Raw genomic sequence first — 22,916 nt, forward strand, 5'->3', positions numbered from 1 at the left:
AGAGTGGAGGGCGTCGGGCGGAGAGACCTAGTTGGTGGTCTCTTCTTCGTCGTAACCGCTGTAGAAGTGGGCTCCGTCGAACCCGGGGACCGTGTCCTTGAGCGAGAGGCCGAGCTCAACGAGCTTGTCCTTCACCTCGTCGACCGACTTCTGACCGAAGTTGCGGATGTTCATCAACTGGGTCTCGGACAGGGCGACCAGCTCGGACACCGTGTTGATGCCCTCGCGCTTCAGGCAGTTGTAGCTGCGGACCGACAGGTCGAGGTCCTCGATCGGGGTCTGCAGCTCGCTCGACAGGACGGCGTCGACCGGCGCGGGGCCGATCTCGATGCCCTCGGCGGCGGTGTTCAGCTCGCGGGCGAGGCCGAACAGCTCGGTCAGCGTGCGACCGGCCGAGGCGATGGCGTCACGGGGCGAGATCGACGGCTTCGACTCGACGTCGACGACCAGGCGGTCGAAGTCGGTGCGCTCACCGGCACGCGTCGCCTCGACGCGGTAGGTGACCTTGAGCACGGGCGAGTAGATCGAGTCGATCGGGATCTGACCGGCTTCGCTGAACTCGCTGCGGTTCTGCACGGCCGACACGTAACCACGGCCACGCTCGATCGTGAGCTCGAGCTCGAACTTCGCCTTGTCGTTCAGCGTGGCGATGACGAGCTCGGGGTTGTGGATCTCGACGCCGGCCGGAGCCGAGATGTCGGCGGCCGTGACCTGACCCGCACCCTGCTTGCGCAGGTAGGCCGTGATGGGCTCGTCGTGCTCGCTGGCGACGACCAGCTGCTTGATGTTGAGGATGACCTCGGTGACGTCCTCTTTCACTCCGGGGACGGTCGTGAACTCGTGCAGCACACCGTCGATGCGGATGCTGGTGACAGCAGCGCCGGGGATCGACGAGAGAAGCGTGCGGCGCAGCGAGTTGCCGAGGGTGTAACCGAAGCCTGGCTCGAGGGGCTCGATCACGAAGCGGGAGCGGAACTCCGAGATGTTCTCCTCGGTGAGGGTGGGGCGCTGTGCAATGAGCACTGTTTAATCCTTTCGGCGAAGAGTCCGCTATATGACTCTTGGCGGTACGACAGGTGGCTGGCCCGTCGGGTCTGTTGAGTTGTGGGCGCCTCGGGCGAACACGCGGGAGGCGGTGCTGACGCGGGGGAGCCCGCCGTACCCGACGGACCCCGGTGACGGGGCCCGTCGGGCACGGCGGGCGGTAACTCAGTTAGACGCGACGACGCTTCGGCGGGCGGCAGCCGTTGTGCGCCTGGGGGGTGACGTCGTTGATCGAACCGACCTCGAGGCCTGCGGCCTGGAGCGAGCGGATCGCCGTCTCGCGACCCGAACCCGGGCCCTTGACGAAGACGTCGACCTTCTTGACACCGTGCTCCTGCGCCTGGCGGGCGGCGGACTCGGCGGCGAGCTGCGCGGCGAACGGGGTCGACTTGCGCGAGCCCTTGAAGCCGACGGCGCCGGACGAGGCCCAGCTCAGGACGGCGCCCGAGGGGTCGGTGATCGAGACGATCGTGTTGTTGAACGTGCTCTTGATGTGGGCCTGGCCCACGGCGACGTTCTTCTTCTCTTTGCGGCGGGGCTTACGCGCGGCCGTCTTCGGTGCTGCCAATTTTTTCTCCTACAACCTTGAGGGGCGTACGGCGGGAGCCGAGGCCTATCGAGCCTTCTTCTTGCCGGCGACGGTGCGCTTCGGGCCCTTGCGGGTACGAGCGTTCGTCTTGGTGCGCTGGCCGCGGACGGGGAGGCCGCGGCGGTGGCGGATGCCCTCGTAGCTACCGATCTCGACCTTGCGGCGGATGTCGGCGGCCACCTCGCGGCGGAGGTCACCCTCGACCTTGTAGTTGCCCTCGATGTAGTCGCGGAGCAGGACGAGCTGGTCGTCCGTGAGGTCCTTGACGCGGATGTTGCCGTCGATCTCGGTCTCGGCGAGAGTCTTGAGCGCGCTGGTGCGGCCGACTCCGTAGATGTAGGTCAGTGCGACTTCGACGCGCTTGTCGCGCGGGATGTCAACGCCTGCTAGACGTGCCATGATGGCCTCTTTTCAGAGATGGTGGAGGTCTGTCACAGCACCGGTGCCCGGGCCTCCGACCCGGGGTGTCCCCCGCCTCCGTCCACCCTGTCGGGCTTCCGTGACGAGTTCTGGTGCTGCTGGGAGGGTGTTGCTGTGTGACCCGGCTCGGCCGGGTCGGCATCGGCACGTCGCCGGAGCGACGGACGAGTCAGCCCTGACGCTGCTTGTGGCGCGGGTTGCTCTTGCAGATGACCATGACGTTGCCCTTGCGGCGGATGACCTTGCAGTGCTCGCAGATGGGCTTGACGCTGGGGTTGACCTTCATTGCTGATTCCTTGATCTCGCTGGCTTCGTGCCCCACGGGTGCGTGGGGCCGTTCCTTTCCAGCACGCCCTACTTGTAGCGGTAGACGATCCGGCCGCGGGTCAGGTCGTAGGGGCTGAGCTCCACGATCACACGGTCTTCGGGCAGGATGCGGATGTAGTGCTGCCGCATCTTGCCGGAGATGTGCGCGAGGACCCTGTGTCCGTTGGTCAACTCAACGCGGAACATCGCGTTGGGAAGAGCTTCGATCACTGCGCCTTCGATTTCGATGACACCGTCTTTTTTGGCCATAGCCTCACTGTCGCTAAGAATAGGGGTGTTGGTCGTGCGGGGATGCGATGCCCAGGCGCGCAGAAACGCACACGGAACACCAAAGGTCGATCCTAGGTGATGCCGGTATAGTTCAGCAACCCGGCTGGTCAACCCGACACGCCGGAGCACCTGCCGACCTCTGCCGCCCACCTCGGCCGTCGTCTCGTCGGGTACGCGTCACGACTGCCGGGAGCACCATGCCTGACCGCTCGACCACCCCCTCCTCCCCTCGAGGGGTCGCTCGTCACGGCCGACTCCGCCGCCGCGGCCCCGTCCGCATGCTCCTGGGGCTCGTCGCCGGGACGATGGCCGTCGTGCTCGTGAGCGGCGTGTCCGTCGCGGCCATCGCGGTCCGCTCCGCGACCTCGGGCGTGCAGACGGTCTCTCTCGGCAACGAGGACGAGGTCGCCGGGGTCGACATCTCGGCCATCCAGGGCGGCGCCAACATCCTGCTGGTGGGCAGCGACGAACGCGACGACGGCAGCCAGGTCGACGCCGGCGAGGTCGACGGCATCCGCAACGACGTGACGATCCTGGCCCACCTCTCGGCGGACCACACCCAGCTGACGGCCGTGAGCTTCCCCCGCGACCTGATGATCGACGTACCCGAATGCGTCGGCGACGACGGCCAGATGTACCCGGCCGAGGACTACGTGCAGTTCAACACGACCCTCGGACGCGGTGGCCTCTCGTGCACCGTCAAGACGGTCGAGGGCATGACCGGACTGGCGATCCCCTACGCCGGCAAGATCACCTTCGACGGCGTCATCGAGATGTCCAACGCCATCGGTGGCGTCGACGTGTGCGTCACGCGGACGATCCGGGACACCGACTCGGGCATCGACCTGACCGCGGGCACCCACACCCTGCAGGGCGCCGAGGCCCTCGCCTTCCTGCGGACCCGACACGGCGTCGGCGACGGGAGCGACATCGCGCGCATCAGCTCGCAGCAGGTCTTCCTGTCGTCGATGATGCGCAAGATCATCTCGGGCGGCACCCTCGGCGACGTGACGACGCTCTACAAACTCGCCTCGGCCGCCCTGAGCAACATGACGTTGTCGTCCACCCTCGACTCCCCCGACACGCTCGTGCGCCTGGCCCTCGCGCTCAAGGACATCCAGCCCGCGGGGATCGTCTTCGTCCAGTACCCGGTCGTCGACGATCCGCGGGACCCGAACAGGGTGGTGCAGTCCACGACCGACGCCGCGGCCCTGAACGCCGCCCTGAACGCCGACCAGAAGTTCACCCTCGGTGACGACAGCGCCGGACGTGGCTCCGTCTCGGACGGAACGGCCCCGGTCGCGACCACGCCCCCCGCCGCACCGAGCGAGACGTCGACGCCGTCCGACACGACGTCGGAGTCCTCCGTGCCGGCCGCCCCGGCTGCGACGGAGGCGCCGACGACCACGCTGCCCTCGACCATCACGGGCCAGTCGGCGGCCGAGGCCACCTGCAGCGTCGGCTCGTCCCGCTGAGCCGCACCGCGCCTCCTCGCGTCGTCGGCGTGAGCCGAGGAGGCGCGGGTCAGGCGATCGGGACGGGTGTCACTCCCAGCGGCGCCAGACCCGCGGCGCCGCCGTCCTGTGCCGTGAGCACCCAGATGCCACCGTCGTGCACCGCGATCGAGTGCTCCCAGTGCGCGGCCATCGAGCCGTCGCGCGTGCTGACGGTCCACCCGTCGTCGTGGGTCACCGTGTCGATTCCGCCCGACGTGACCATGGGCTCGATGGCGATCACCAGGCCGGGCCGGACGGCGGGGCCACGTCCGCGGACGCGGTAGTTGAACACCGGCGGGTCCTCGTGCATCGAACGACCGATGCCGTGGCCGGTGTAGTCCTCGATGATGCCGAAGTCGCCCTGCCCGTCGATGTAGTCCTCGATGGCGCCCCCCACCTCGTTGAGGTGCGAGGCCGACGCCAGCGCGGCGATGCCGTGCCAGAGGGACTGCTCGGTGACCTCGTTCAACCGACGCCGCTCGGCCACCACGTCGGGGCGGCCGGCATCGTCCAGGACGAAACTCCGTGCGCTGTCGCCGTTCCAGCCGTCGAGTTGCGCTCCGCTGTCGACGGAGACGAGGTCCCCCGCCGCCAGCACGCGCGCACCGGGGATGCCGTGGACGACCTCGTCACCGACCGACGCGCACACCGTGTGACGGTAGCCGGGCACCAACATGAAGTTGGGTTCTCCCCCACCGTCTCGGATGACGGCTTCGGCGACGGCGTCGAGTTCGAGCGTGGACACGCCGGGACGAACGGCGGACTGGACGGCGTCGAGCGACGCGGCCGTCAACAGCCCCGGCGCGACCAGACGTCTGAGTTCGTCGGCCGTCTTGTAGATGCCGGAGCGGCGGAACGCCACGAGGTCAGGAGGCCGAGGCGACGGACGTGAAGCCGCGAGCGGCCAAGGCCGACTCGATGCGCCCGGCGACCTCGTCGATGCTGCCCAGACCGTCGACCTCGACGAGGATTCCTCGATCTCGGTACGTGTCGATCAGGGGTGCGGTCTCGCGGAGGTAGACGTCCTGGCGGTGGCGGATGGCGTCCTCGGTGTCGTCGGAACGACCCTGGTCGACGGCACGCCGGCGCAGTCGCTCGACGATCTCGTCCCGCTCGGCGACCAGCTGGACGACGGTCGTCAAGGACTGCCCCTGCGCAGCGAGGTGCTCGTCGAGGAATTGGACCTGCTGCAGCGTGCGTGGGTAGCCGTCGAGGAGGAAGCCCTCGCTCGCATCGGCCTGCGACAGCCGGTCGGAGATGAGCTCGTTGGTGAGGCTGTCCGGTACGTAGTCGCCCGCGTCGAGGATCGCCTTGACCTTGAGACCGAGCTCGGTCTCGTTCTTGACGTTGGCGCGGAAGATGTCGCCGGTCGAGATCGCGGGGATGCCCAACGACTCGGCGATCGCGACCGCCTGGGTGCCCTTGCCGGCCCCGGGGGGACCGACGATGAGGAGGCGCGGGCTGAGTCGGGTCTCAGCGGCGCTCATCGGAGCAGGCCCTCGTAGTGACGCTGCTGCAGCTGCGAGTCGATCTGCTTGACCGTCTCGAGGCCGACGCCCACGATGATCAGGATGCTGGCGCCTCCGAAGGGGAAGTTCTGGTTCGCACCGACCGTGGCCAACGCGATCAGCGGGATGAGCGCGATGATGCCGAGGTACAGGGCACCGGGCAGCGTCACACGCGTCAGGACGTAATCGAGGTACTCGGCCGTGGGGCGACCGGCCCGGATGCCCGGGATGAACCCGCCGTACTTCTTCATGTTGTCGGCGACCTCTTCGGGGTTGAAGGTGATCGCGACGTAGAAGTAGGTGAACCCGACGATGAGGGCGAAGTACAGCACCATGTACAGCGGGTTGTCGCCCGAGGTGAGGTTGGCCTGCACCCAGCTGACCCAGGCGGGCGGAGCCGTTCCGTCGGAGGGCTGGTTGAACTGGGCGACGAGGGCGGGGAGGTAGAGCAGCGACGAGGCGAAGATGACCGGCACGACGCCGGCCATGTTGACCTTGATCGGGATGTACGTGTTGTTGCCGCCGTACGTGCGCCGACCGACCATGCGTTTGGCGTACTGGACGGGGATCCGCCGTTGGGACTGCTCGACGAAGACCACGAGCGCCATAATGATCAGTCCGACCGCGATGACGAGCAGGAAGATCTCGAAGCTGCGCGACTGCGCGATGCTCCAGAGGGCGGTCGGGAAGCGCGCGGCGATCGAGGTGAAGATCAGCAGCGACATGCCGTTGCCGATGCCGCGCTCGGTGATGAGCTCGCCCATCCACATGATGAGGCCGGTACCGGCGGTCATCGTGACGACCATGAGCATGACGGCGTACCAGGCGTCGTTCGTGATCAGCTGGCTGCACTCCGCGATGCCGGACGAACCGAACAGGGCACCCGAGCGGGCCACGGTGATGAGCGTCGTCGACTGGAGGACGCCGAGAGCGATGGTGAGGTACCGCGTGTACTGCGTGAGCTTCGCCTGCCCGGACTGGCCCTCTTTGTAGAGGGTGTCGAAGTGAGGGATGACCACGCGCAGCAACTGCACGATGATCGACGAGGTGATGTAGGGCATGATGCCCAACGCGAACACGGACAGCTGCAGCAGAGCGCCGCCGCTGAACAGGTTGACGAGCTCGTAGAGACCCGAGGTGCCCTGGTTGCCCGCGAGACAGGCCTGCACGTTCTGGTAGTCGACGAACGGCGCGGGGATGAAGCTCCCCAACCGGAAGAGCGCGATGATGCCGAGCGTGAACCCGATCTTGCGACGCAGGTCGGGGGTGCGCATGATGCGCGCGACAGCTCTGAACACGTGGGGCCTCCCGGTATGAAGGATAGACGACTGATGGGGGTGGCCCTGGCGGACCACCCCCTCAGGTGATTTTTACTTGCTGACGGACCCGCCGGCGGCGACGATCTTGTCCTCGGCGGAGCCGGAGACCTTGTCGACCGCGACGGTGAGCTTGACGCTCAGGTCGCCCTGTCCGAGGACCTTGACCTTCTCGTTCTTCCGAACGGCACCCTTGGCGACGAGGTCACCGACGGTGACGTCACCACCCTGCGGGTAGAGCTCGTTCAGCTTCTCGAGGTTGACCACCTGGTACTCGACGCGGAACGGGTTCTTGAACCCGCGCAGCTTCGGAGTACGCATGTGGAGCGGCATCTGGCCACCCTCGAATCCGACCTTGACCTGGTACCGGGCCTTCTGACCCTTGGTGCCACGACCGGCCGTCTTACCCTTCGAACCCTCACCACGGCCGACGCGCGTCTTCGCCTTCTTGGCACCGGGAGCCGGACGAAGGTGGTGCACCTTGAGCACCTGGGGACGCGCGACGTCGTCGGAGGACGTCGTCGAGGCGGGAGCGGCCTTGGTGGTCGAACCCGTCGAAGCAGCGGCCTTGTCGGCTGCGGGCTTCTTGGCGGCAGCCTTGGGAGCTGCTGCCTTGGTGGTCGTCGCCTTGGGGGCGGCGGCCTTCTTCGGGGCGGCCTTCGCGGCGGCCTCGTTCTTCTCGTCAGCCATTAGTCAATCTCCTCGACCTTCACGAGGTGGGCGACCGTGTTGACGTAGCCGCGGTTCTGCTTGGTGTCCTCGCGAACGACCGACTGGCCGATGCGCTTGAGGCCCAGGCTCCGCAGCGTGTCACGCTGGTTCTGCTTCTCGCTGATTACGGACTTGATCTGGGTCACCTTGAGGTTGGCGGCCATCAGGCACCTGCCTTCTCGGTCGCGGCGGTACGGGCTGCCTGCTCGGCACGGACCATGAAGGCCGGCATGACAGCGTCGATGTCGAGTCCACGACGGGCGGCGACGGCACGCGGCTCTTCGAGCTGCTGCAACGCCTCGACCGTGGCGTGGACGATGTTGATCGTGTTCGACGAACCGAGCGACTTGCTCAGGACGTCGTGCACGCCGGCGCACTCGAGCACGGCGCGGACGGGACCACCGGCGATGACACCGGTACCGGCCGAGGCCGGACGCAGCATGACGACGCCTGCAGCGGCTTCACCCTGCACGGGGTGCGGGATCGTGTTGCCGATGCGCGGGACGCGGAAGAAGTTCTTCTTTGCCTCTTCGACGCCCTTGCTGATGGCCGTGGGGACCTCTCGGGCCTTGCCGTAGCCGACACCGACCAGTCCGTTGCCGTCACCGACGACGACGAGTGCGGTGAAGCTGAAGCGACGACCGCCCTTGACGACCTTCGACACGCGGTTGATCGTGACGACGCGCTCCAGGAACTGGCTCTTGTCGTCACGGTCGCCGCGTCCGCGGCCACCCTGGTTGCGGTCACCGCGACCCTGGCCGCCACGGCGGTCGGTGCGACCACCCTCGCGGTTGTTCGACTCCGAGCCGGCAGCGGTCTCGACGGGACGCTCGACGACGGCCTCAGCCGGCGCCTTGGTCGCTTCGGTCTCTGCGGGGGGAGTGGTGTTCGTAGCGTCGCTCACAGGTTCAAACCAGCCTCTCGGGCGCCTTCGGCGATGGCCGCGACGCGTCCGGCGTACTTGTTGCCGCCGCGATCGAACACGACGGCCTCGATGCCCGCAGCCTTCGCACGCTCGGCGACGAGCTCGCCGACCTTGCGGGACTTCGCGGTCTTGTCACCGTCGAACGTACGCAGGTCGGCCTCGAGGGTCGATGCGCTGGCGACGGTGAAGCCCTTGCTGTCGTCGACGACCTGCACGAACACGTGCCGGGCCGAACGGGTGACGACGAGACGGGGGCGCTCTTCGGTGCCCACGACCTTCTTGCGCAGGCGGGTGTGACGGCGCTTGGTGGCAGCCGACTTGCTTTTTCCTCGTGTACCGAGACCCATGATTACTTACCTGACTTTCCGGCCTTGCGGCGGACGACCTCGCCGGCGTAGCGGACACCCTTGCCCTTGTAGGGCTCGGGCTTGCGCAGCTTGCGGATGTTGGCAGCCATCTCGCCGACGGCCTGCTTGTCGATCCCGACGACGGTGAGCTTGTTGTTGCCCTCGACCGTGAAGCTGATGCCCGCGGGCGGCTCGACGGTGATGGGGTGCGAGTAGCCCAGGGCGAACTCGACGTTCGAGCCCTTGGCCTGGACGCGGTAACCGGTTCCGACGACTTCGAGGCCCTTGGTGTAGCCCTCGGTGACGCCGATGATCTGGTTGGCGATCAGGGTGCGCGTGAGGCCGTGGAGCGAACGCGACTCGCGCTCGTCGTCCGGACGGGTCACGACGACCGTGCCTTCTTCGATCTTGGCTTCGATGGGGCTCTTGACGACGAGCGACAGCTCACCCTTGGGGCCCTTGACGCTGACGGCCTGGCCGTCGATCTTCACGTCGACCCCGGCAGGGATCGAGATGGGGAGTCTTCCGATTCGAGACATGACGAGTTACCACACGTAGGCGAGGACTTCTCCGCCTACGCCCTTCTTCTGGGCCTCACGGTCGGTCAACAGACCGGAGGAAGTCGACAGGATGGCGACACCGAGGCCACCGAGCACCTGGGGGATCTCGGTCGACTTGGCGTAGACGCGGAGGCCGGGCTTCGACACGCGCTTGATGCCCTTGATGGAGCGCTCACGGGCGGGGCCGTACTTGAGGTCGATCGTGAGGGTCTGGCCGACGCGGGCGTCTTCGACCTTCCACGACTCGATGAAACCCTCGCGCTTGAGGATCTCGGCGATGTGGGACTTGAGCTTGCTGCTCGGGAGCGACACGGTCTCGTGGAAAGCCGAGTTCGCGTTGCGCAGTCTGGTCAGCAGGTCTGCGACCGGATCTGTCATCGTCATGCGGTTTGTCACTTTCTCGTCCGGTTTCGACATCCGGTACACCGGGTGCCGACCTGGGCGATCGATTGGTCGACAAGCGGTTCTCGTCGACCTCAGGGGAACGGCCGGCAACTCTACGAGAGAGTTGCCGACCGGACGATCTTAGTTGGCCGAGTCGGCCGAACGGAACGGGAACCCGAGCGCCTTGAGCAGCGCGCGACCCTCGTCGTCGTTCTTGGCGGTCGTGACGACGGTGATGTCGAAGCCACGGACGCGGTCGATGCGGTCCTGGTCGATCTCGTGGAACATGCTCTGCTCGTTGAGACCGAAGGTGTAGTTGCCGTTTCCGTCGAACTGGCGGTCGCTCAGACCGCGGAAGTCACGGATGCGGGGCAGCGCCAGCGACAGCAGTCGGTCGAGGAACTCCCAGGCGCGGTCACCGCGGAGCGTGACGTGGGCACCGATCGGCTGACCCTCGCGCAGCTTGAACTGCGCGATGGACTTGCGTGCCTTGGTGACCTGGGGCTTCTGGCCCGTGATGGCCGTCAGGTCCTTGATGGCACCGTCGATGATCTTGCTGTCGCGTGCGGCCTCACCGACACCGGTGTTGACGACGATCTTCACGAGCCCGGGCACCTGGTGCACGTTCGTGAAACCGAAGTCGGACTTCAGCTGCTCGATGATCTCGGCGCGGTACTTGGCCTTCAGCCGCGGGAGGGCCGTGGCGGCCTGCGTGGTGGTGTCGGTCATCAGAGGTTCTCACCAGACTTCTTGGCGTAACGGACGCGAACGGTCTTGGACACGCCGTCCTTGGTGACCGTCTCTTCGCGGAAGCCGACGCGGGTGGGCTTCTTGGTCTTGGGGTCGACGACGGCGACGTTGGACACGTGGATCGGAGCCTCGTGCGTCTCGATGCCACCGGTCTTGGAACCACGCTGGGTCTGGCCGACGCGCACGTGCTTGGTCACGAAGTTGACGCCTTCGACGACCACGCGGTTGCGCTCGACGAGCACCTCGAGGACCTTGCCCTGCTTGCCGCGGTCTCCGCCGCGGGCCTGCGAGGCACCGGTGATGACCTGCACGAGGTCACCCTTCTTGATGTTTGCCATGACTTAGATAACCTCCGGCGCCAGCGAGATGATCTTCATGAACTTCTTGTCGCGGAGTTCGCGACCGACCGGTCCGAAGATGCGGGTTCCGCGGGGGTCTCCGTCGGCCTTCAGGATCACTGCGGCGTTCTCGTCGAACTTGATGTAAGAGCCGTCCGGACGACGGACCTCTTTCTTGGTGCGGACGATGACGGCCTTGACGACGTCACCCTTCTTCACGTTGCCACCGGGGATGGCGTCCTTCACCGTGGCGACGATGACGTCACCCAGGCCGGCGTAACGACGGCCGGAGCCACCGAGCACGCGGATGGTGAGGATCTCTTTTGCCCCGGTGTTGTCGGCGATCTTGAGGCGGGATTCTTGCTGAATCACTTGTGTCTCCTTCTACGCAAGCAGGCCGCGAGGCCTACTTCGCCTTCTCGAGGATCTCGACCAGGCGCCAGCGCTTGGAGGCGCTGAGCGGACGGGTCTCGCTGATCACGACGAGGTCGCCGACGCCGGCCGAGTTGGCCTCGTCGTGGACCTTGACCTTGGACGTGCGGCGGATGACCTTGCCGTACAGGGGGTGCTTCACGCGGTCCTCGACCTCGACGACGATGGTCTTCTCCATCTTGTCGCTGGTCACGTAGCCGCGACGCGTCTTGCGGTAGCCGCGGACCTCGACGGCAGCCGAGTCGACCTCGGTCTTGTTCTCGGTGGCCATTACTTGCTCTCCTCGGCGGTCTCGTCAGCCGTCTCGGCCGGCTTGTCAGCCTTCTTGGTCGACTTCTTGGCGGCCTTGGGGGCCGCCTCGACCGGGGCGGGGGTGGCACGGATGCCGAGCTCGCGCTCACGCAGGACCGTGTAGATGCGAGCGATGTCGCGCTTCACGGCACGCAGGCGGCCGTGGCTCTCGAGCTGGCCGGTGGCCGACTGGAAGCGGAGGTTGAAGAGTTCTTCCTTCGCCTTCTTCAGCTCATCGACGAGACGCTCGTCTTCGAATGTGTCGAGCTCGACAGGACGGAGCTCCTTGGAACCGATCGCCATTATGCGTCGCCCTCCTCGCGCTTGATGATGCGTGCCTTGAGGGGCAGCTTGTGGATTGCGCGAGTGAGTGCCTCTTTGGCGATCTCCTCGCTCACGCCGCTGAGCTCGAAGAGCACGCGACCCGGCTTGACGTTCGCGACCCACCACTCGGGCGAGCCCTTACCGGAACCCATGCGGGTCTCGGCGGGCTTCTTCGTGAGGGGACGGTCGGGGTAGATGTTGATCCACACCTTTCCGCCACGCTTGATGTGACGCGTCATGGCGATACGAGCGGACTCGATCTGACGGTTGGTCACGTAAGCGGGCGTGAGGGCCTGGATGCCGTACTCACCGAAGCTGACCTTGGTGCCACCAGTGGCCTGGCCGCTACGGCCGGGGTGGTGCTGCTTGCGGTGCTTGACACGACGGGGGATAAGCATGGTTACGCCTCAGCTCCTGTGGTGGCGGGTGCCTTCTGCTCGCGGGGAGCGCGGTCGCCCCCGCCGCGGCGGGCGCCGTCACGGTCGTTGCGGCGCTCGGGGCGAGACGACTTCTGGTTCGCCTGCTCGCGCGCGAGCTCCTTGTTGGTGATGTCGCCCTTGTAGATCCAGACCTTGACACCGATGCGACCGAAGGTGGTCTTGGCCTCGTAGAAGCCGTAGTCGATGTTGGCGCGGAGCGTGTGCAGGGGCACGCGGCCCTCGCGGTAGAACTCCGAGCGGCTCATCTCGGCGCCGCCGAGACGGCCCGACACCTGGATGCGGACACCCTTGGCACCGGCACGCTGGGCGCCCTGGAGCCCCTTGCGCATCGCACGACGGAACGCCACGCGAGCAGCGAGCTGCTCGGCGATGCCCTGGGCGACGAGCTGGGCCTCGGCCTCGGGGTTCTTCACCTCGAGGATGTTGAGCTGGATCTGCTTGCTCGTGAGCTTCTCGAGGTCGCCGCGGATGCGCTCGGCCTCGGCGCCACGACGACCGATCACGATGCCCGGACGGGCCGTGTGGATGTCGACGCGGACGCGGTCACGGGTGCGCTCGATCTCGATCTTCGCCACGCCGGCGCGGTCGAGCGAGGTCTTCAGCAGGGTGCGGATCTTGACGTCCTCGGCGACGTAGTCGCTGTAACGCTGTCCCGGCTTCGTGCTGTCGGTGAACCACCGCGACACGTGGTCGGTGGTGATGCCCAGACGGAAGCCGTACGGGTTGACTTTCTGGCCCATTACTTGCTCGCCTTCTTCGTAGCGTCGGCAGCCTCGACCTCATCAGGCGTCGAGAGGACGATCGTGATGTGGCTGGTGCGCTTCAGGATCTTGAAGGCGCGGCCCTGTGCACGCGGCTGGAACCGCTTGAGGGTGGCGCCCTGGTCGACGAATGCACGACTGATGTACAGGTCCTGCTCGTCGAGGTAGCTGTTCGAGGCGTCCGCCTTCACCCGGGCGTTGGCCATGGCCGACGCGACGAGCTTGTAGACGGGCTCGCTGGCGCCCTGAGGTGCGAACTTCAGGATCGCCAGAGCCTCGGCGGCCTGCTTGCCGCGGATCAGGTTGACGACACGACGGGCCTTCATGGGGGTGACGCGGATGTGACGCACGCGTGCGATCGACTCCACCATTTCTCTCCTCCTTCACGTCGCCGCGTTAGCGGCGACGACCCTTCTTGTCGTCCTTCACGTGACCACGGAAGGTGCGGGTGGGCGCGAACTCACCGAGCTTGTGGCCGATCATGCTCTCGGTCACGAACACGGGGATGTGCTTGCGTCCGTCGTGCACGGCGATGGTGTGCCCAAGCATGTTGGGGACGATCATCGAACGGCGCGACCAGGTCTTGATGACGTTCTTGGTGCTGGCCTCGTTCTGCGAGACGACCTTGCGAAGCAGGTGGTCGTCAACGAAGGGGCCCTTCTTAAGACTGCGTGGCATCTTCTACAACTCCTACTTACGCTTCTTGCCAGCGTTACGACGACGGACGATGAGCTTGTCGCTCTCTTTGTTGGGGTGACGCGTGCGGCCCTCTTTCTGGCCCCACGGGCTGACCGGGTGGCGTCCACCGGAGGTCTTGCCCTCACCACCACCGTGCGGGTGGTCGACGGGGTTCATGGCGACACCACGCACGGTCGGGCGGACGCCCTTCCAGCGCATGCGGCCGGCCTTGCCCCAGTTGATGTTCGACTGCTCGGCGTTGCCGACCTCGCCGATCGTGGCGCGGCAGCGGGCGTCGACGTTGCGGACCTCGCCCGACGGCAGACGGAGCTGCGCGTAGGGGCCGTCCTTGGCGACGAGACGCACCGAGGCACCGGCCGAGCGGGCCATCTTCGCGCCTCCACCGGGCTTGAGCTCGATGGCGTGGATGACGGTACCGACCGGGATGTTCTTGAGCGGCAGGTTGTTTCCGGGCTTGATGTCGGCGCCGGCACCCGACTCGACGACGTCGCCCTGCTTCAGCTTGTTCGGCGCGATGATGTACCGCTTGGTGCCGTCCACGAAGTGCAGGAGCGCGATGCGAGCCGTGCGGTTGGGGTCGTACTCGATGTGAGCGACCTTGGCGTTGACGCCGTCCTTGTCGTTGCGACGGAAGTCGATGACGCGGTACTGGCGCTTGTGGCCACCACCGATGTGACGGGTCGTGATGCGGCCGGCGTTGTTACGGCCACCGGACTTCGAGAGCGGGCGCAGCAGCGACTTCTCGGGCGTCGAACGCGTGATCTCCGCGAAGTCGGCGACCGACGAACCGCGGCGACCCGGGGTCGTGGGCTTGTAGTTACGAATTGCCATGATTTATGCCTCTGCTCCCTAGCCGACAGCCGTGAAGATGTCGATGGAACCGGACTTCAGCGTGACGATGGCGCGCTTGGTGTCCTTGCGCTTGCCGGTGCCGAAGCGGGTGCGACGGGTCTTGCCCGTTCGGTTGAGCGTGTTGATGCTGTCGACCTTGACGTCGAAGATCTTCTCGATGGCGAGCTTGATCTCGGTCTTGTTCGAACGCGGGTCCACGAGGAAGGTGTACTTGCCCTGGTCGATCAGGGAGTAGCTCTTCTCGGAGACGACGGGCGCGATGATGACGTCGCGGGGGTCTTTTCCGTAGCCGCTCATGCGGTGGCCTCCTTCTTGGTCTTCGAGGCGACGAAGCCGTCGAAGGCGCTCTTCGTGAAGACGATGTCGTCGCTGACGAGGACGTCGTAGGCGTTCAGCTGGTCGAACGTGATCACGTGGACCGTGGGCACGTTGCGGACGCTCTTGAGGGTCAGCGTGTCGTCGCGGTCGGTGACGATCAGGACGTGCTTGCTCGAGGCGATCGACGCGAGCAGCTCGAGAGCGACCTTGGTCGAGATCGAGTCGGCGACGAAGCTCTCGACGACGTGGACGCGGGCGCCACGAGCGCGGTCGGACAAAGCACCGAGCAGGGCTGCGGCGATCATCTTCTTGGGGGTGCGCTGGGCGTAGTCGCGGGGCTGCGGACCGTGGACGATGCCACCGCCGGTCATCTGAGGAGCGCGGATCGAACCCTGACGGGCGCGGCCGGTGCCCTTCTGCTTGAACGGCTTGCGGCCGGCGCCGGAGACCTCGCCGCGACGCTTGGTCTTGTGCGTGCCCTGACGTGCGGCGGCCTGCTGGGCGACGACGACCTGGTGGATGAGCGGGACGTTCGTGACGACGTCGAAGAGCTCGACGGGGAGCTCGACCGTGCTGGTCTTCTGGCCCTTGGCGTCGACGACGTCGACCGAAGCGGCCGATGCGGTAGTGGTGGCCATGAGCTACTTCCCCTTCACGGCGGTGCGGACGAAAACGATGCGGCCACGAGCACCGGGGACGGCGCCCTTGACGAGCAGCAGACCCTTCTCGGCGTCGACGGCGTGCACCGTGAGGTTGAGGATGGTGACGCGCTCGCCACCCATGCGACCGGCCATGCGCATGCCCTTGAAGACACGGCTGGGGGTCGAGGAGGCACCGATCGAACCGGGCTTGCGGTGGTTGCGGTGCGCACCGTGCGAGGCGCTGACGCCCTTGAAGTTGTGACGCTTCATGACACCGGCGAAGCCCTTGCCCTTGGACGTTCCGACGACGTCGACCTTCTGGCCGGCTTCGAAGGTGTCGACCGTGAGCTCCTGGCCGAGTGCGTACTCGGCGGCGTCGGCGGTGCGGACCTCGGTGAGGTGGCGACGGGGGGTGACGCCCGCGGCGTCGAAGTGACCCGTGGAGGGCTTGTTCGACTTGCGGGGGTCGATCTGGCCGGCCGCGATCTGGACGGCGGTGTAGCCGTCCTTCTCGAGCGAGCGGACCTGGGTCACGACGTTCGGGGCGATCTCGACGACGGTGACGGGGACGAGCTTGTTGTTCTCGTCCCAGACCTGGGTCATGCCGAGCTTCTTGCCGAGCAGGCCCTTGACGTTCTTGGTGGTGCTGATGGTCATGGTCGCCCCCCTACAGCTTGATCTCGATGTTGACGTCGGCAGGCAGGTCGAGACGCATGAGCGAGTCGACGGCCTTCGGCGTCGGGTCGACGATGTCGATGAGGCGCTTGTGCGTGCGCTTCTCGAAGTGCTCGCGCGAGTCCTTGTACTTGTGGGGCGAACGGATCACGACGACCACGTTCTTCTCGGTCGGGAGCGGCACGGGGCCGACGACCGTAGCGCCCGCGCGGGTGACCGTGTCGACGATCTTGCGCGCGGAAGTGTCGATGACCTCGTGGTCGTACGACTTAAGTCGGATGCGGATCTTCTGTCCCGCCATGTGTGACTCTCTCTCGTTCGGACGTCGCGCACCTCGGGGGCCGCCTGACGCTGTTCGCTGGGCGAACATCTGTTGGCACTACGTGTCTCTCGCGTACCGCTGTTCTTGTGTCAATCCATCTGCCGAAACCGGCCGGTGCCCGCGAGGAAGGACCCGGGGAGGGCCATCTTCGCCACCGCCACCCGCACCCGGGGCTTCGCCCCGGCACACCGCGACCTGAGGTCACGGCGGTGGTTTCGTTGTGAGATGCGTCCTGCTACCCGCGGCCCAGACGCCTTGCGTCTGTGCACTGCCTGGCAGTGATCCGACACCCGGCGCAGAGGCCAGGCTCGAAATGTTGAACTAGACGATTTTGCCACACGCCTGCATTTGCTGCAACCCGGGCGTGTCGCGGATGTCAGACGGCTTCGACGACCGGTGCGGGCCGGAACCACGGCGGGTAGACGGCGACGCGCGGCGCCTCGGCTCCCAGCTCGGCGAGCGTCTCCTTCACGGCGTCGCGGACCTTGTCGTTCGGGACGCCGACGAGCGTCACCGAGGAGAAGGGCACGGAACCGGGCACGAGCACTTCCGGCCCGAGCAGGTCGGGGTCCTTGAGGCTGAACCGCCGCACCATCGACGAGGCGTCGTCGAGTCCTGCGGCCGCACGCACGCCCTCGACGGCCGCGTCCCCCTCGGTCACGACGAAGTCGTCGCCGAGCGAGGCGACGGGAACCACGAGCATGACGAAGTCGATGGCACGGGCCTCACGTGCCGCATCCGACCACTCGTAGCCCTCGGCTCCGGTACGGACGGCGTCCCAGGCGGTCGCATGAGGCGACAACGAGAACGGCACGTGCGCGGCGACGGGCTGACCCGACGCGGTCGTGACGGAGGCGCGGAGGGCCCGCGTCGCCTCGGAGCTGACGTCGAGCACGGGAGTCGCGCCGGCCTGCAGCGCGCCGGCCTCGAGGATGCCGGGCAGGTTGGACACGTGCGTCCAGTGGTAGGCACGCTGGGTCGAGAACTCGGGGACGGGGGTGGCGGCCGCCTGCGCGGCCACGGCGACGGCGGCCGAGTCACGGGCGAGTGCGGGCGTGCTGCGCAGCGACTCGGGCTTGCGGTTGGAGGGGCGGCGGCGGGTGGTGACCGACCGTGCGGCGGTCGAGGGCATGCCGTCGGCGACGCCCTCGCGCTTGCGGGGAGCGCAGATGTCGCACAACTCTCGCTCGAATCCGTGGATGCACTCGTCAGTCACTGCAGTTGTTCCTCTCGGGCGACCCGAACGGGACGCGACCCTCTAGGTTACGTCACGACGCGCACCGTTCGCAGACCGCGGACCACCTCGGGTGTGCGACGGCTCAGCGGAACAGCAATGCCCGGACCTCGGATTCGGCCGCGTGCAGGCGGGCCGGATCGATGGTCTCCCCGTGCCGGTACGCATCGACCAGTCGGGGATCGACGTACGACGACTTCGCGATGGCCGGGGTGTTGCCGAGCACGGCGGCGGCGTCCCGCATCGCCTGGGCGAGGGACTTCGACTGCCGGGAGGCCGACGCCTGCGGCCCGGAGCGGGCCAGGCTGACGGCGGCGGCGACGGTGCCGTGCAGGGTGCGGAAGTCCTTGGCGGTGAACTCGTCGCCGGCCCGCTCCTTGACGTAGTCGTTGATCTCGGTCGCTCGTAGCGGGTGCCAGGCCGCGCGCGCCTCCCCCGCTCCCCCGCCGTCGGCCTTCCAGGCGAGCAACCGGGCCCGCCCGCCCCGCCGCTTGAGGCTGCGGACGACGGCGGCGAGGTCGGCGTCGCGGATCTCGGAGTCCCAGTCCTGGCCGCTCTTGCCGGGGAACGCCAGCGACACCGTGTCGCCGGAGACGGTCGCGTGCGCACAGAGCAGGGTCGACAACCCGTGGCTGCCGTGCTCTTGCGCGTAGCGCTCGGAGCCCACCCGGAGGGAGCCCGTGTCGAGCATGCGGAAGGCGGCGGCCAGGACCCGCTCACGGCCGGCCCCCTGGACACGCAGGTCGTGCGTCACGAATCGACGCGCGGTCGGCAGCGACTCGGCGAGGGCGAGTGCCCGGTCGAACTTGATGCGGTCCTTCTGCTCACGCCACGTCGGGTGGTAGATGTACTGACGCCGACCCGCGGCGTCCACTCCCGTGGCCTGGATGTGGCCGTTCTCGTAAGGGGAGATCCAGACGTCGGTCCAGGCCGGTGGGATGGCGAGGTGCTCGATGCGGGCCCGCAGCTCGGCGTCGGCGACGGCGGTCCCGTCGGCCGTCCGGTACGAGAACCCTCGTCCTGCCCGGACCCGCGTCAGCCCGGGTCGGCTCGAATCGGTCCTCCGGAGGCGCGGCATCGGTCGAGTGAACACCGCACGTCGTCGAGGGGCCTGGGCGGGGTACAGCGAAGCCCCCGCTCGACGGCGGGGGCATCGCTCGTGCCTTACTGGTTGCCCAGCTTCTTGTCGGCCTGCTCCTTGGCCTGCTGGATCTTGTCGGCGTGCTTGCCGCCGGTGGCCTTGTCGGCCGCGGAGGCGACCGCGTCGAGGATATTGTCGCTGACACCCTCGGCCTTCTCGCTCTTGAGCGCCTCCTGGACCTTTCCGTCCTTGAGGAAGGCCTGGGCCTTCTTGGTGATGTCGTCGAAACCTGCCATGACGTCCTCCCGTCGGCGCCGGTCCGTCCGACGTCTCCCCCATCGTGCCCTGCTGACGCGAAAGAGGCCAGGCCCCGAAGGGCCTGACCTCTCTCGTCAGATCAGCAGTTCTGTGTGAACAGGACTTACTTGTTGATCTTGGTGACCGTACCGGCACCGACCGTGCGACCACCCTCACGGATGGCGAAGCGCAGACCGGCTTCCATGGCGATCGGCTGGATCAGCTGGACGCTGATCTCGGTCGTGTCGCCGGGCATGACCATCTCGGTGCCCTCGGGCAGCGTGATGACACCCGTGACGTCGGTGGTGCGGAAGTAGAACTGCGGACGGTAGTTCGCGTAGAACGGGTTGTGACGCCCACCCTCGTCCTTCGACAGGATGTAGACGTTCGCCTCGAACTCGGTGTGCGGCGTGACCGAACCGGGCTTGACGACGACCTGGCCGCGCTCGACGTCCTCGCGCTTGGTGCCGCGGAGGAGGAGACCGGTGTTGTCGCCGGCCTGAGCCGAGTCGAGCAGCTTGCGGAACATCTCGATGCCGGTGACGGTGGTCTTGACGGTCGGGCGGATGCCGACGATCTCGACCTCTTCGTTGACGTTGAGCTGACCGCGCTCGACACGACCGGTGACGACGGTGCCACGACCGGTGATCGTGAAGACGTCCTCGATGGGCATGAGGAAGGGCTGGTCGGTGGCGCGAACGGGCTCGGGCACGTTCTCGTCGACGGCGTTCATCAGCTCGGCGACCGTCTCGGCCCACTTCTCGTCACCCTCGAGGGCCTTGAGAGCGGAGACCTGGACGATCGGGGCGTTGTCGCCGTCGAACTCCTGGCTCGAGAGGAGCTCGCGGACCTCGAGCTCGACGAGCTCCATGATCTCTTCGTCATCGACCATGTCGGCCTTGTTCAGCGCGACGACGATGTAGGGCACGCCGACCTGGCGGGCGAGCAGGACGTGCTCACGCGTCTGGGGCATGGGACCGTCGGTGGCGGCGACGACGAGGATCGCGCCGTCCATCTGAGCTGCACCGGTGATCATGTTCTTGACGTAGTCGGCGTGGCCGGGAGCGTCGACGTGAGCGTAGTGGCGCTTCTCGGTCTGGTACTCGACGTGCGAGATGTTGATCGTGATGCCGCGCTGCTTCTCTTCAGGCGAGTTGTCGATCTGGTCGAACGCCGACGCCGTGTTGAGGGTGGGGTACTTGTCGTGCAGGACCTTGGTGATCGCCGCGGTGAGCGTGGTCTTGCCGTGGTCGACGTGACCGATGGTTCCGATGTTGACGTGCGGCTTGGTCCGCTCGAACTTGGCCTTAGCCACTGTGGGTCCTCCTCAGGACTCGGTTGCAGTGCGGCCCGGGGGCCGGGTCGATGACCCGGCCTACCGGTCGCCCTGCGGATTGGTGTGTGTACATGTTACGCGGTCGTCGGACGACCACGCGGTTCAGGACTATTCGCCCTTGTTCTTCTGGATGATCTCTTCGGCGACGGCCGAGGGCACCTCTTGGTACGACTCGAACGTCATCGAGTAGACGGCCCGGCCCGAGGTCTTCGACCGCAGGTCTCCGACGTAACCGAACATCTCCGACAGCGGCACGCTGGCCCGAACGACCTTCACACCACTGGCGTCTTCCATCGACGAGATCTGCCCGCGTCGCGAGCTGAGGTCGCCGATGACGTCGCCCATGTATTCCTCGGGCGTACGGACCTCGACCGCCATGAGCGGCTCGAGGAGAACGGGCTGGGCCTTGCGAGCCGCCTCTTTGTAGGCGATCGACCCAGCGATCTTGAACGCCATCTCGGACGAGTCGACGTCGTGCGCCGCTCCGTCGAGCAGCAGCGCGCGGACGCCCACCGTCGGGTAGCCGGCGAGCACGCCGACCTGCATGGCGTCCTGGATGCCGGCATCGACCGAGGGGATGTACTCGCGGGGGATGCGGCCACCGGTGACCTTGTTGACGAACTCGTAGGTCGACTCGGCCGTGACCTCGAAGGGCTCGAGAGCGATCTGCACCTTGGCGAACTGACCCGAACCACCGGTCTGCTTCTTGTGGGTGTAGTCGTAGCGCTCGATGCCCTTCTTGAGGGTCTCGCGGTACGCGACCTGGGGCTTGCCCACGTTGGCCTCGACGTTGAACTCGCGCTTCATGCGGTCGACCAGGATGTCGAGGTGGAGCTCGCCCATGCCCTTGATGACCGTCTGGCCCGTCTCGGCGTTGAGCTCGACGCGGAACGTCGGGTCTTCTTCGGCGAGCTTCTGGATGGCCAGCGACAGCTTCTCTTGGTCGGCCTTGGTCTTCGGCTCGATCGCGACCTCGATGACGGGCTCGGGGAACGTCATCGACTCGAGGACGATCTGCTCGGACGGGTCGCAGAGGGTGTCACCCGTGGTGGTGAACTTGAGCCCGATGACGGCGTAGATGTGACCGGCGGTCACGCTGTCGACGGGGTTCTCCTTGTTCGAGTGCATCTGGAAGATCTTGCCGATGCGCTCTTTCTTGTCCTTGGTCGAGTTGATGACCTGGGCGCCGGACTCGATGGAGCCCGAGTAGACGCGGACGTAGGTGAGACGACCGAAGAAGGGGTGCACCGCGACCTTGAAGGCGAGAGCCGAGAAGGGCTCGGTCGACTCGGGCTTGCGGATGATGATCTTCTCGGCGTCGCGGACGTCGTGGCCCTCCATGGGAGGCACGTCGAGCGGCGAGGGCAGGTAGTCGATGACCGCGTCGAGCATGGGCTGCACGCCGCGGTTCTTGAAGGCCGAACCACAGAAGATCGGGTAGAGCTCGGAGTTGACCGTCATCTTGCGGACGGCGCCCTTGATCTCGGCGATCGTGAGCTCTTCGCCACCGAAGTACTTCTCGAGCAGCACGTCGTCGGACTCGGCGACGGTCTCGAGGAGCTTGGCGCGGTACTCCGCCGCCTTCTCCTTGAGGTCTTCGGGGATCTCTTCGATCTCGTACTTCGCACCCAGCTCGACGTCACCCTTGGCGTCACCACGCCACGTGAGGGCACGCATCTCGACCAGGTCGACGACGCCCTCGAAGGAGCTCTCGGCACCGATCGGGAGCTGCATCACCAGCGGCTTGGCGCCGAGGCGGTTGATGATCGTGTCGACCGTGAAGTAGAAGTCGGCGCCGAGCTTGTCCATCTTGTTGACGAAGCAGATGCGCGGCACGTCGTACTTGTCGGCCTGACGCCACACGGTCTCGGACTGGGGCTCGACGCCCTCTTTTCCGTCGAAGACGGCGACGGCACCGTCGAGCACGCGGAGCGAACGCTCGACCTCGACCGTGAAGTCGACGTGACCCGGGGTGTCGATGATGTTGATCTGGTTCTTGTTCCAGAAGCAGGTCGTCGCCGCCGAGGTGATCGTGATGCCACGCTCTTGCTCTTGCGCCATCCAGTCCATGGTGGCCGCACCGTCGTGCACCTCACCGATCTTGTGGGTGATGCCCGTGTAGTACAGGATGCGCTCGGTGGTGGTCGTCTTGCCAGCATCGATGTGCGCCATGATGCCGATGTTGCGGACCTTGTTCAGGTCGGTGAGCACGTCCTGTGCCACAGGTT

At 66.6% G+C, this 22,916-nt stretch carries 34 protein-coding genes; 1 reads left to right on the forward strand and 33 read right to left on the reverse strand.

All coding sequences use genetic code 11. The features are described 5' to 3' along the window. Positions 1-27: 27 nt before the first annotated feature. The 5 genes from ARTHRO9V_RS13075 to infA all read right to left on the reverse strand — a co-directional run bounded on the left by ARTHRO9V_RS13075 (position 28) and on the right by infA (position 2,629). Positions 28-1,023 (reverse strand): DNA-directed RNA polymerase subunit alpha, encoded by a 996-nt coding sequence (locus tag ARTHRO9V_RS13075; RefSeq protein ID WP_043593322.1) that lies wholly within the window; start codon positions 1,021-1,023, stop codon positions 28-30. A gap of 190 nt (positions 1,024-1,213) precedes the next feature. Further along, positions 1,214-1,612: a 30S ribosomal protein S11 gene (gene rpsK / locus ARTHRO9V_RS13080; RefSeq protein ID WP_043593323.1), complete on the reverse strand. Its 399-nt coding sequence runs from the start codon at positions 1,610-1,612 to the stop codon at positions 1,214-1,216. 45 nt (positions 1,613-1,657) lie between these two features. Then, positions 1,658-2,032 carry a 30S ribosomal protein S13 gene (gene rpsM, locus ARTHRO9V_RS13085; RefSeq protein WP_043593325.1) on the reverse strand — a complete coding sequence of 125 codons (375 nt, stop codon included), beginning with the start codon at positions 2,030-2,032 and terminating at the stop codon, positions 1,658-1,660. 190 nt (positions 2,033-2,222) lie between these two features. Further along, positions 2,223-2,339 carry a 50S ribosomal protein L36 gene (gene rpmJ / locus ARTHRO9V_RS13090; RefSeq protein ID WP_043593327.1) on the reverse strand — a complete coding sequence of 39 codons (117 nt, stop codon included), beginning with the start codon at positions 2,337-2,339 and terminating at the stop codon, positions 2,223-2,225. Between the two features lie 68 nt (positions 2,340-2,407). After that, positions 2,408-2,629 carry a translation initiation factor IF-1 gene (infA, locus tag ARTHRO9V_RS13095; protein ID WP_043593329.1) on the reverse strand — a complete coding sequence of 74 codons (222 nt, stop codon included), beginning with the start codon at positions 2,627-2,629 and terminating at the stop codon, positions 2,408-2,410. Between the two features lie 218 nt (positions 2,630-2,847). On the opposite strand from infA, the gene ARTHRO9V_RS13100 reads away from it, so the two are divergent. Continuing rightward, a complete protein-coding gene (locus ARTHRO9V_RS13100) occupies positions 2,848-4,125 on the forward strand; it encodes an LCP family protein (RefSeq protein WP_159827806.1) in 1,278 nt (425 codons plus the stop codon). Positions 4,126-4,174: 49 nt separating this feature from the next. Here the strand turns inward: ARTHRO9V_RS13100 and map are convergent, their stop codons facing one another. The 28 genes from map to fusA all read right to left on the reverse strand — a co-directional run bounded on the left by map (position 4,175) and on the right by fusA (position 22,911). Continuing rightward, complete coding sequence (gene map, locus ARTHRO9V_RS13105) at positions 4,175-5,008, reverse strand: type I methionyl aminopeptidase (RefSeq protein WP_159827809.1); 834 nt, start codon at positions 5,006-5,008, stop codon at positions 4,175-4,177. 4 nt (positions 5,009-5,012) lie between these two features. Beyond that, positions 5,013-5,633, reverse strand: a complete 621-nt coding sequence (locus ARTHRO9V_RS13110) for an adenylate kinase (protein ID WP_159827812.1) — start codon at positions 5,631-5,633, stop codon at positions 5,013-5,015. Then, a complete protein-coding gene (gene secY / locus ARTHRO9V_RS13115) occupies positions 5,630-6,952 on the reverse strand; it encodes a preprotein translocase subunit SecY (RefSeq protein WP_043593336.1) in 1,323 nt (440 codons plus the stop codon). The genes ARTHRO9V_RS13110 and secY overlap by 4 nt, the downstream gene beginning before the upstream one ends. Positions 6,953-7,024: 72 nt before the next feature. Further along, positions 7,025-7,660 (reverse strand): 50S ribosomal protein L15, encoded by a 636-nt coding sequence (gene rplO, locus ARTHRO9V_RS13120; RefSeq protein WP_082460060.1) that lies wholly within the window; start codon positions 7,658-7,660, stop codon positions 7,025-7,027. Further along, entirely contained in the window at positions 7,660-7,845 is a 186-nt protein-coding gene (gene rpmD / locus ARTHRO9V_RS13125; protein WP_043593338.1) for a 50S ribosomal protein L30, read from the reverse strand. Before rpmD ends, rplO begins: the two co-directional genes overlap by 1 nt. After that, positions 7,845-8,585 (reverse strand): 30S ribosomal protein S5, encoded by a 741-nt coding sequence (gene rpsE / locus ARTHRO9V_RS13130; RefSeq protein WP_043593339.1) that lies wholly within the window; start codon positions 8,583-8,585, stop codon positions 7,845-7,847. The genes rpmD and rpsE overlap by 1 nt, the downstream gene beginning before the upstream one ends. Further along, positions 8,582-8,953, reverse strand: coding sequence for a 50S ribosomal protein L18 (gene rplR / locus ARTHRO9V_RS13135; protein ID WP_043593341.1), 372 nt, complete (start codon positions 8,951-8,953; stop codon positions 8,582-8,584). Before rplR ends, rpsE begins: the two co-directional genes overlap by 4 nt. Before the next feature lie 2 nt (positions 8,954-8,955). Next, positions 8,956-9,492, reverse strand: coding sequence for a 50S ribosomal protein L6 (gene rplF / locus ARTHRO9V_RS13140; RefSeq protein WP_043593343.1), 537 nt, complete (start codon positions 9,490-9,492; stop codon positions 8,956-8,958). 6 nt (positions 9,493-9,498) lie between these two features. After that, complete coding sequence (gene rpsH, locus ARTHRO9V_RS13145) at positions 9,499-9,897, reverse strand: 30S ribosomal protein S8 (RefSeq protein ID WP_043593344.1); 399 nt, start codon at positions 9,895-9,897, stop codon at positions 9,499-9,501. Positions 9,898-10,038: 141 nt separating this feature from the next. Beyond that, positions 10,039-10,626 carry a 50S ribosomal protein L5 gene (gene rplE, locus ARTHRO9V_RS13150; protein ID WP_043593346.1) on the reverse strand — a complete coding sequence of 196 codons (588 nt, stop codon included), beginning with the start codon at positions 10,624-10,626 and terminating at the stop codon, positions 10,039-10,041. Next, entirely contained in the window at positions 10,626-10,985 is a 360-nt protein-coding gene (rplX, locus tag ARTHRO9V_RS13155) for a 50S ribosomal protein L24 (RefSeq protein WP_043593348.1), read from the reverse strand. The genes rplE and rplX overlap by 1 nt, the downstream gene beginning before the upstream one ends. 3 nt (positions 10,986-10,988) lie before the next feature. Beyond that, entirely contained in the window at positions 10,989-11,357 is a 369-nt protein-coding gene (gene rplN, locus ARTHRO9V_RS13160; RefSeq protein WP_043593350.1) for a 50S ribosomal protein L14, read from the reverse strand. Positions 11,358-11,391: 34 nt separating this feature from the next. Beyond that, entirely contained in the window at positions 11,392-11,688 is a 297-nt protein-coding gene (gene rpsQ, locus ARTHRO9V_RS13165; protein WP_056043557.1) for a 30S ribosomal protein S17, read from the reverse strand. Then, complete coding sequence (rpmC, locus tag ARTHRO9V_RS13170) at positions 11,688-12,011, reverse strand: 50S ribosomal protein L29 (RefSeq protein ID WP_054145424.1); 324 nt, start codon at positions 12,009-12,011, stop codon at positions 11,688-11,690. The genes rpsQ and rpmC overlap by 1 nt, the downstream gene beginning before the upstream one ends. Beyond that, complete coding sequence (gene rplP, locus ARTHRO9V_RS13175) at positions 12,011-12,430, reverse strand: 50S ribosomal protein L16 (RefSeq protein WP_043593355.1); 420 nt, start codon at positions 12,428-12,430, stop codon at positions 12,011-12,013. The genes rpmC and rplP overlap by 1 nt, the downstream gene beginning before the upstream one ends. Before the next feature lie 2 nt (positions 12,431-12,432). Then, the gene (rpsC, locus tag ARTHRO9V_RS13180) at positions 12,433-13,212 is read right to left on the reverse strand and encodes a 30S ribosomal protein S3 (protein ID WP_043593357.1); all 780 of its coding nucleotides are present in this window, start codon (positions 13,210-13,212) and stop codon (positions 12,433-12,435) included. Continuing rightward, positions 13,212-13,604, reverse strand: coding sequence for a 50S ribosomal protein L22 (gene rplV / locus ARTHRO9V_RS13185; protein ID WP_043593358.1), 393 nt, complete (start codon positions 13,602-13,604; stop codon positions 13,212-13,214). The genes rpsC and rplV overlap by 1 nt, the downstream gene beginning before the upstream one ends. A 25-nt stretch (positions 13,605-13,629) precedes the next feature. Continuing rightward, on the reverse strand, positions 13,630-13,911 hold the full coding sequence (gene rpsS, locus ARTHRO9V_RS13190; protein WP_043593360.1) for a 30S ribosomal protein S19: 282 nt from the start codon (positions 13,909-13,911) through the stop codon (positions 13,630-13,632). Between the two features lie 12 nt (positions 13,912-13,923). Continuing rightward, on the reverse strand, positions 13,924-14,763 hold the full coding sequence (gene rplB / locus ARTHRO9V_RS13195) for a 50S ribosomal protein L2 (protein WP_056043560.1): 840 nt from the start codon (positions 14,761-14,763) through the stop codon (positions 13,924-13,926). Positions 14,764-14,781: 18 nt separating this feature from the next. Further along, entirely contained in the window at positions 14,782-15,081 is a 300-nt protein-coding gene (rplW, locus tag ARTHRO9V_RS13200) for a 50S ribosomal protein L23 (protein ID WP_043593363.1), read from the reverse strand. Continuing rightward, positions 15,078-15,740, reverse strand: a complete 663-nt coding sequence (gene rplD / locus ARTHRO9V_RS13205) for a 50S ribosomal protein L4 (protein ID WP_043593365.1) — start codon at positions 15,738-15,740, stop codon at positions 15,078-15,080. Before rplD ends, rplW begins: the two co-directional genes overlap by 4 nt. Before the next feature lie 3 nt (positions 15,741-15,743). After that, entirely contained in the window at positions 15,744-16,394 is a 651-nt protein-coding gene (gene rplC / locus ARTHRO9V_RS13210) for a 50S ribosomal protein L3 (protein WP_173154863.1), read from the reverse strand. 16 nt (positions 16,395-16,410) lie between these two features. Further along, entirely contained in the window at positions 16,411-16,719 is a 309-nt protein-coding gene (gene rpsJ / locus ARTHRO9V_RS13215) for a 30S ribosomal protein S10 (protein ID WP_043593369.1), read from the reverse strand. Between the two features lie 397 nt (positions 16,720-17,116). Next, positions 17,117-17,956, reverse strand: coding sequence for a DarT ssDNA thymidine ADP-ribosyltransferase family protein (locus ARTHRO9V_RS13220; RefSeq protein ID WP_148053685.1), 840 nt, complete (start codon positions 17,954-17,956; stop codon positions 17,117-17,119). Positions 17,957-18,059: 103 nt separating this feature from the next. Beyond that, the gene (locus ARTHRO9V_RS13225) at positions 18,060-19,052 is read right to left on the reverse strand and encodes a DNA topoisomerase IB (protein WP_159827815.1); all 993 of its coding nucleotides are present in this window, start codon (positions 19,050-19,052) and stop codon (positions 18,060-18,062) included. Positions 19,053-19,138: 86 nt separating this feature from the next. Beyond that, positions 19,139-19,351 carry an Rv0909 family putative TA system antitoxin gene (locus tag ARTHRO9V_RS13230; RefSeq protein WP_056043574.1) on the reverse strand — a complete coding sequence of 71 codons (213 nt, stop codon included), beginning with the start codon at positions 19,349-19,351 and terminating at the stop codon, positions 19,139-19,141. 125 nt (positions 19,352-19,476) lie between these two features. Further along, positions 19,477-20,667 carry an elongation factor Tu gene (gene tuf, locus ARTHRO9V_RS13235; RefSeq protein ID WP_043593375.1) on the reverse strand — a complete coding sequence of 397 codons (1,191 nt, stop codon included), beginning with the start codon at positions 20,665-20,667 and terminating at the stop codon, positions 19,477-19,479. Between the two features lie 129 nt (positions 20,668-20,796). Then, the gene (fusA, locus tag ARTHRO9V_RS13240) at positions 20,797-22,911 is read right to left on the reverse strand and encodes an elongation factor G (RefSeq protein WP_056043577.1); all 2,115 of its coding nucleotides are present in this window, start codon (positions 22,909-22,911) and stop codon (positions 20,797-20,799) included. Positions 22,912-22,916: the final 5 nt, after the last annotated feature.

This window comes from Frigoribacterium sp. 9N (assembly GCF_902506305.1).
Lineage (GTDB): Bacteria > Actinomycetota > Actinomycetes > Actinomycetales > Microbacteriaceae > Frigoribacterium.

Bases quoted from the DNA above. Each gene is read 5' to 3' on its own strand.
- rpsM (WP_043593325.1), bottom strand. From the start codon at position 2,032: ATGGCACGTCTAGCAGGCGTTGACATCCCGCGCGACAAGCGCGTCGAA.
- rpmJ (WP_043593327.1), bottom strand. From the start codon at position 2,339: ATGAAGGTCAACCCCAGCGTCAAGCCCATCTGCGAGCACTGCAAGGTC.
- infA (WP_043593329.1), bottom strand. From the start codon at position 2,629: ATGGCCAAAAAAGACGGTGTCATCGAAATCGAAGGCGCAGTGATCGAA.
- ARTHRO9V_RS13100 (WP_159827806.1), top strand. From the start codon at position 2,848: ATGCCTGACCGCTCGACCACCCCCTCCTCCCCTCGAGGGGTCGCTCGT.
- ARTHRO9V_RS13110 (WP_159827812.1), bottom strand. From the start codon at position 5,633: ATGAGCGCCGCTGAGACCCGACTCAGCCCGCGCCTCCTCATCGTCGGT.
- rplO (WP_082460060.1), bottom strand. From the start codon at position 7,660: ATGGCTGACGAGAAGAACGAGGCCGCCGCGAAGGCCGCCCCGAAGAAG.
- rpmD (WP_043593338.1), bottom strand. From the start codon at position 7,845: ATGGCCGCCAACCTCAAGGTGACCCAGATCAAGTCCGTAATCAGCGAG.
- rplR (WP_043593341.1), bottom strand. From the start codon at position 8,953: ATGGGTCTCGGTACACGAGGAAAAAGCAAGTCGGCTGCCACCAAGCGC.
- rplF (WP_043593343.1), bottom strand. From the start codon at position 9,492: ATGTCTCGAATCGGAAGACTCCCCATCTCGATCCCTGCCGGGGTCGAC.
- rpsH (WP_043593344.1), bottom strand. From the start codon at position 9,897: ATGACGATGACAGATCCGGTCGCAGACCTGCTGACCAGACTGCGCAAC.
- rplE (WP_043593346.1), bottom strand. From the start codon at position 10,626: ATGACCGACACCACCACGCAGGCCGCCACGGCCCTCCCGCGGCTGAAG.
- rplX (WP_043593348.1), bottom strand. From the start codon at position 10,985: ATGGCAAACATCAAGAAGGGTGACCTCGTGCAGGTCATCACCGGTGCC.
- rpsQ (WP_056043557.1), bottom strand. From the start codon at position 11,688: ATGGCCACCGAGAACAAGACCGAGGTCGACTCGGCTGCCGTCGAGGTC.
- rpmC (WP_054145424.1), bottom strand. From the start codon at position 12,011: ATGGCGATCGGTTCCAAGGAGCTCCGTCCTGTCGAGCTCGACACATTC.
- rplP (WP_043593355.1), bottom strand. From the start codon at position 12,430: ATGCTTATCCCCCGTCGTGTCAAGCACCGCAAGCAGCACCACCCCGGC.
- rpsC (WP_043593357.1), bottom strand. From the start codon at position 13,212: ATGGGCCAGAAAGTCAACCCGTACGGCTTCCGTCTGGGCATCACCACC.
- rplV (WP_043593358.1), bottom strand. From the start codon at position 13,604: ATGGTGGAGTCGATCGCACGCGTGCGTCACATCCGCGTCACCCCCATG.
- rpsS (WP_043593360.1), bottom strand. From the start codon at position 13,911: ATGCCACGCAGTCTTAAGAAGGGCCCCTTCGTTGACGACCACCTGCTT.
- rplB (WP_056043560.1), bottom strand. From the start codon at position 14,763: ATGGCAATTCGTAACTACAAGCCCACGACCCCGGGTCGCCGCGGTTCG.
- rplW (WP_043593363.1), bottom strand. From the start codon at position 15,081: ATGAGCGGCTACGGAAAAGACCCCCGCGACGTCATCATCGCGCCCGTC.
- rplD (WP_043593365.1), bottom strand. From the start codon at position 15,740: ATGGCCACCACTACCGCATCGGCCGCTTCGGTCGACGTCGTCGACGCC.
- rpsJ (WP_043593369.1), bottom strand. From the start codon at position 16,719: ATGGCGGGACAGAAGATCCGCATCCGACTTAAGTCGTACGACCACGAG.
- ARTHRO9V_RS13225 (WP_159827815.1), bottom strand. From the start codon at position 19,052: ATGCCGCGCCTCCGGAGGACCGATTCGAGCCGACCCGGGCTGACGCGG.
- ARTHRO9V_RS13230 (WP_056043574.1), bottom strand. From the start codon at position 19,351: ATGGCAGGTTTCGACGACATCACCAAGAAGGCCCAGGCCTTCCTCAAG.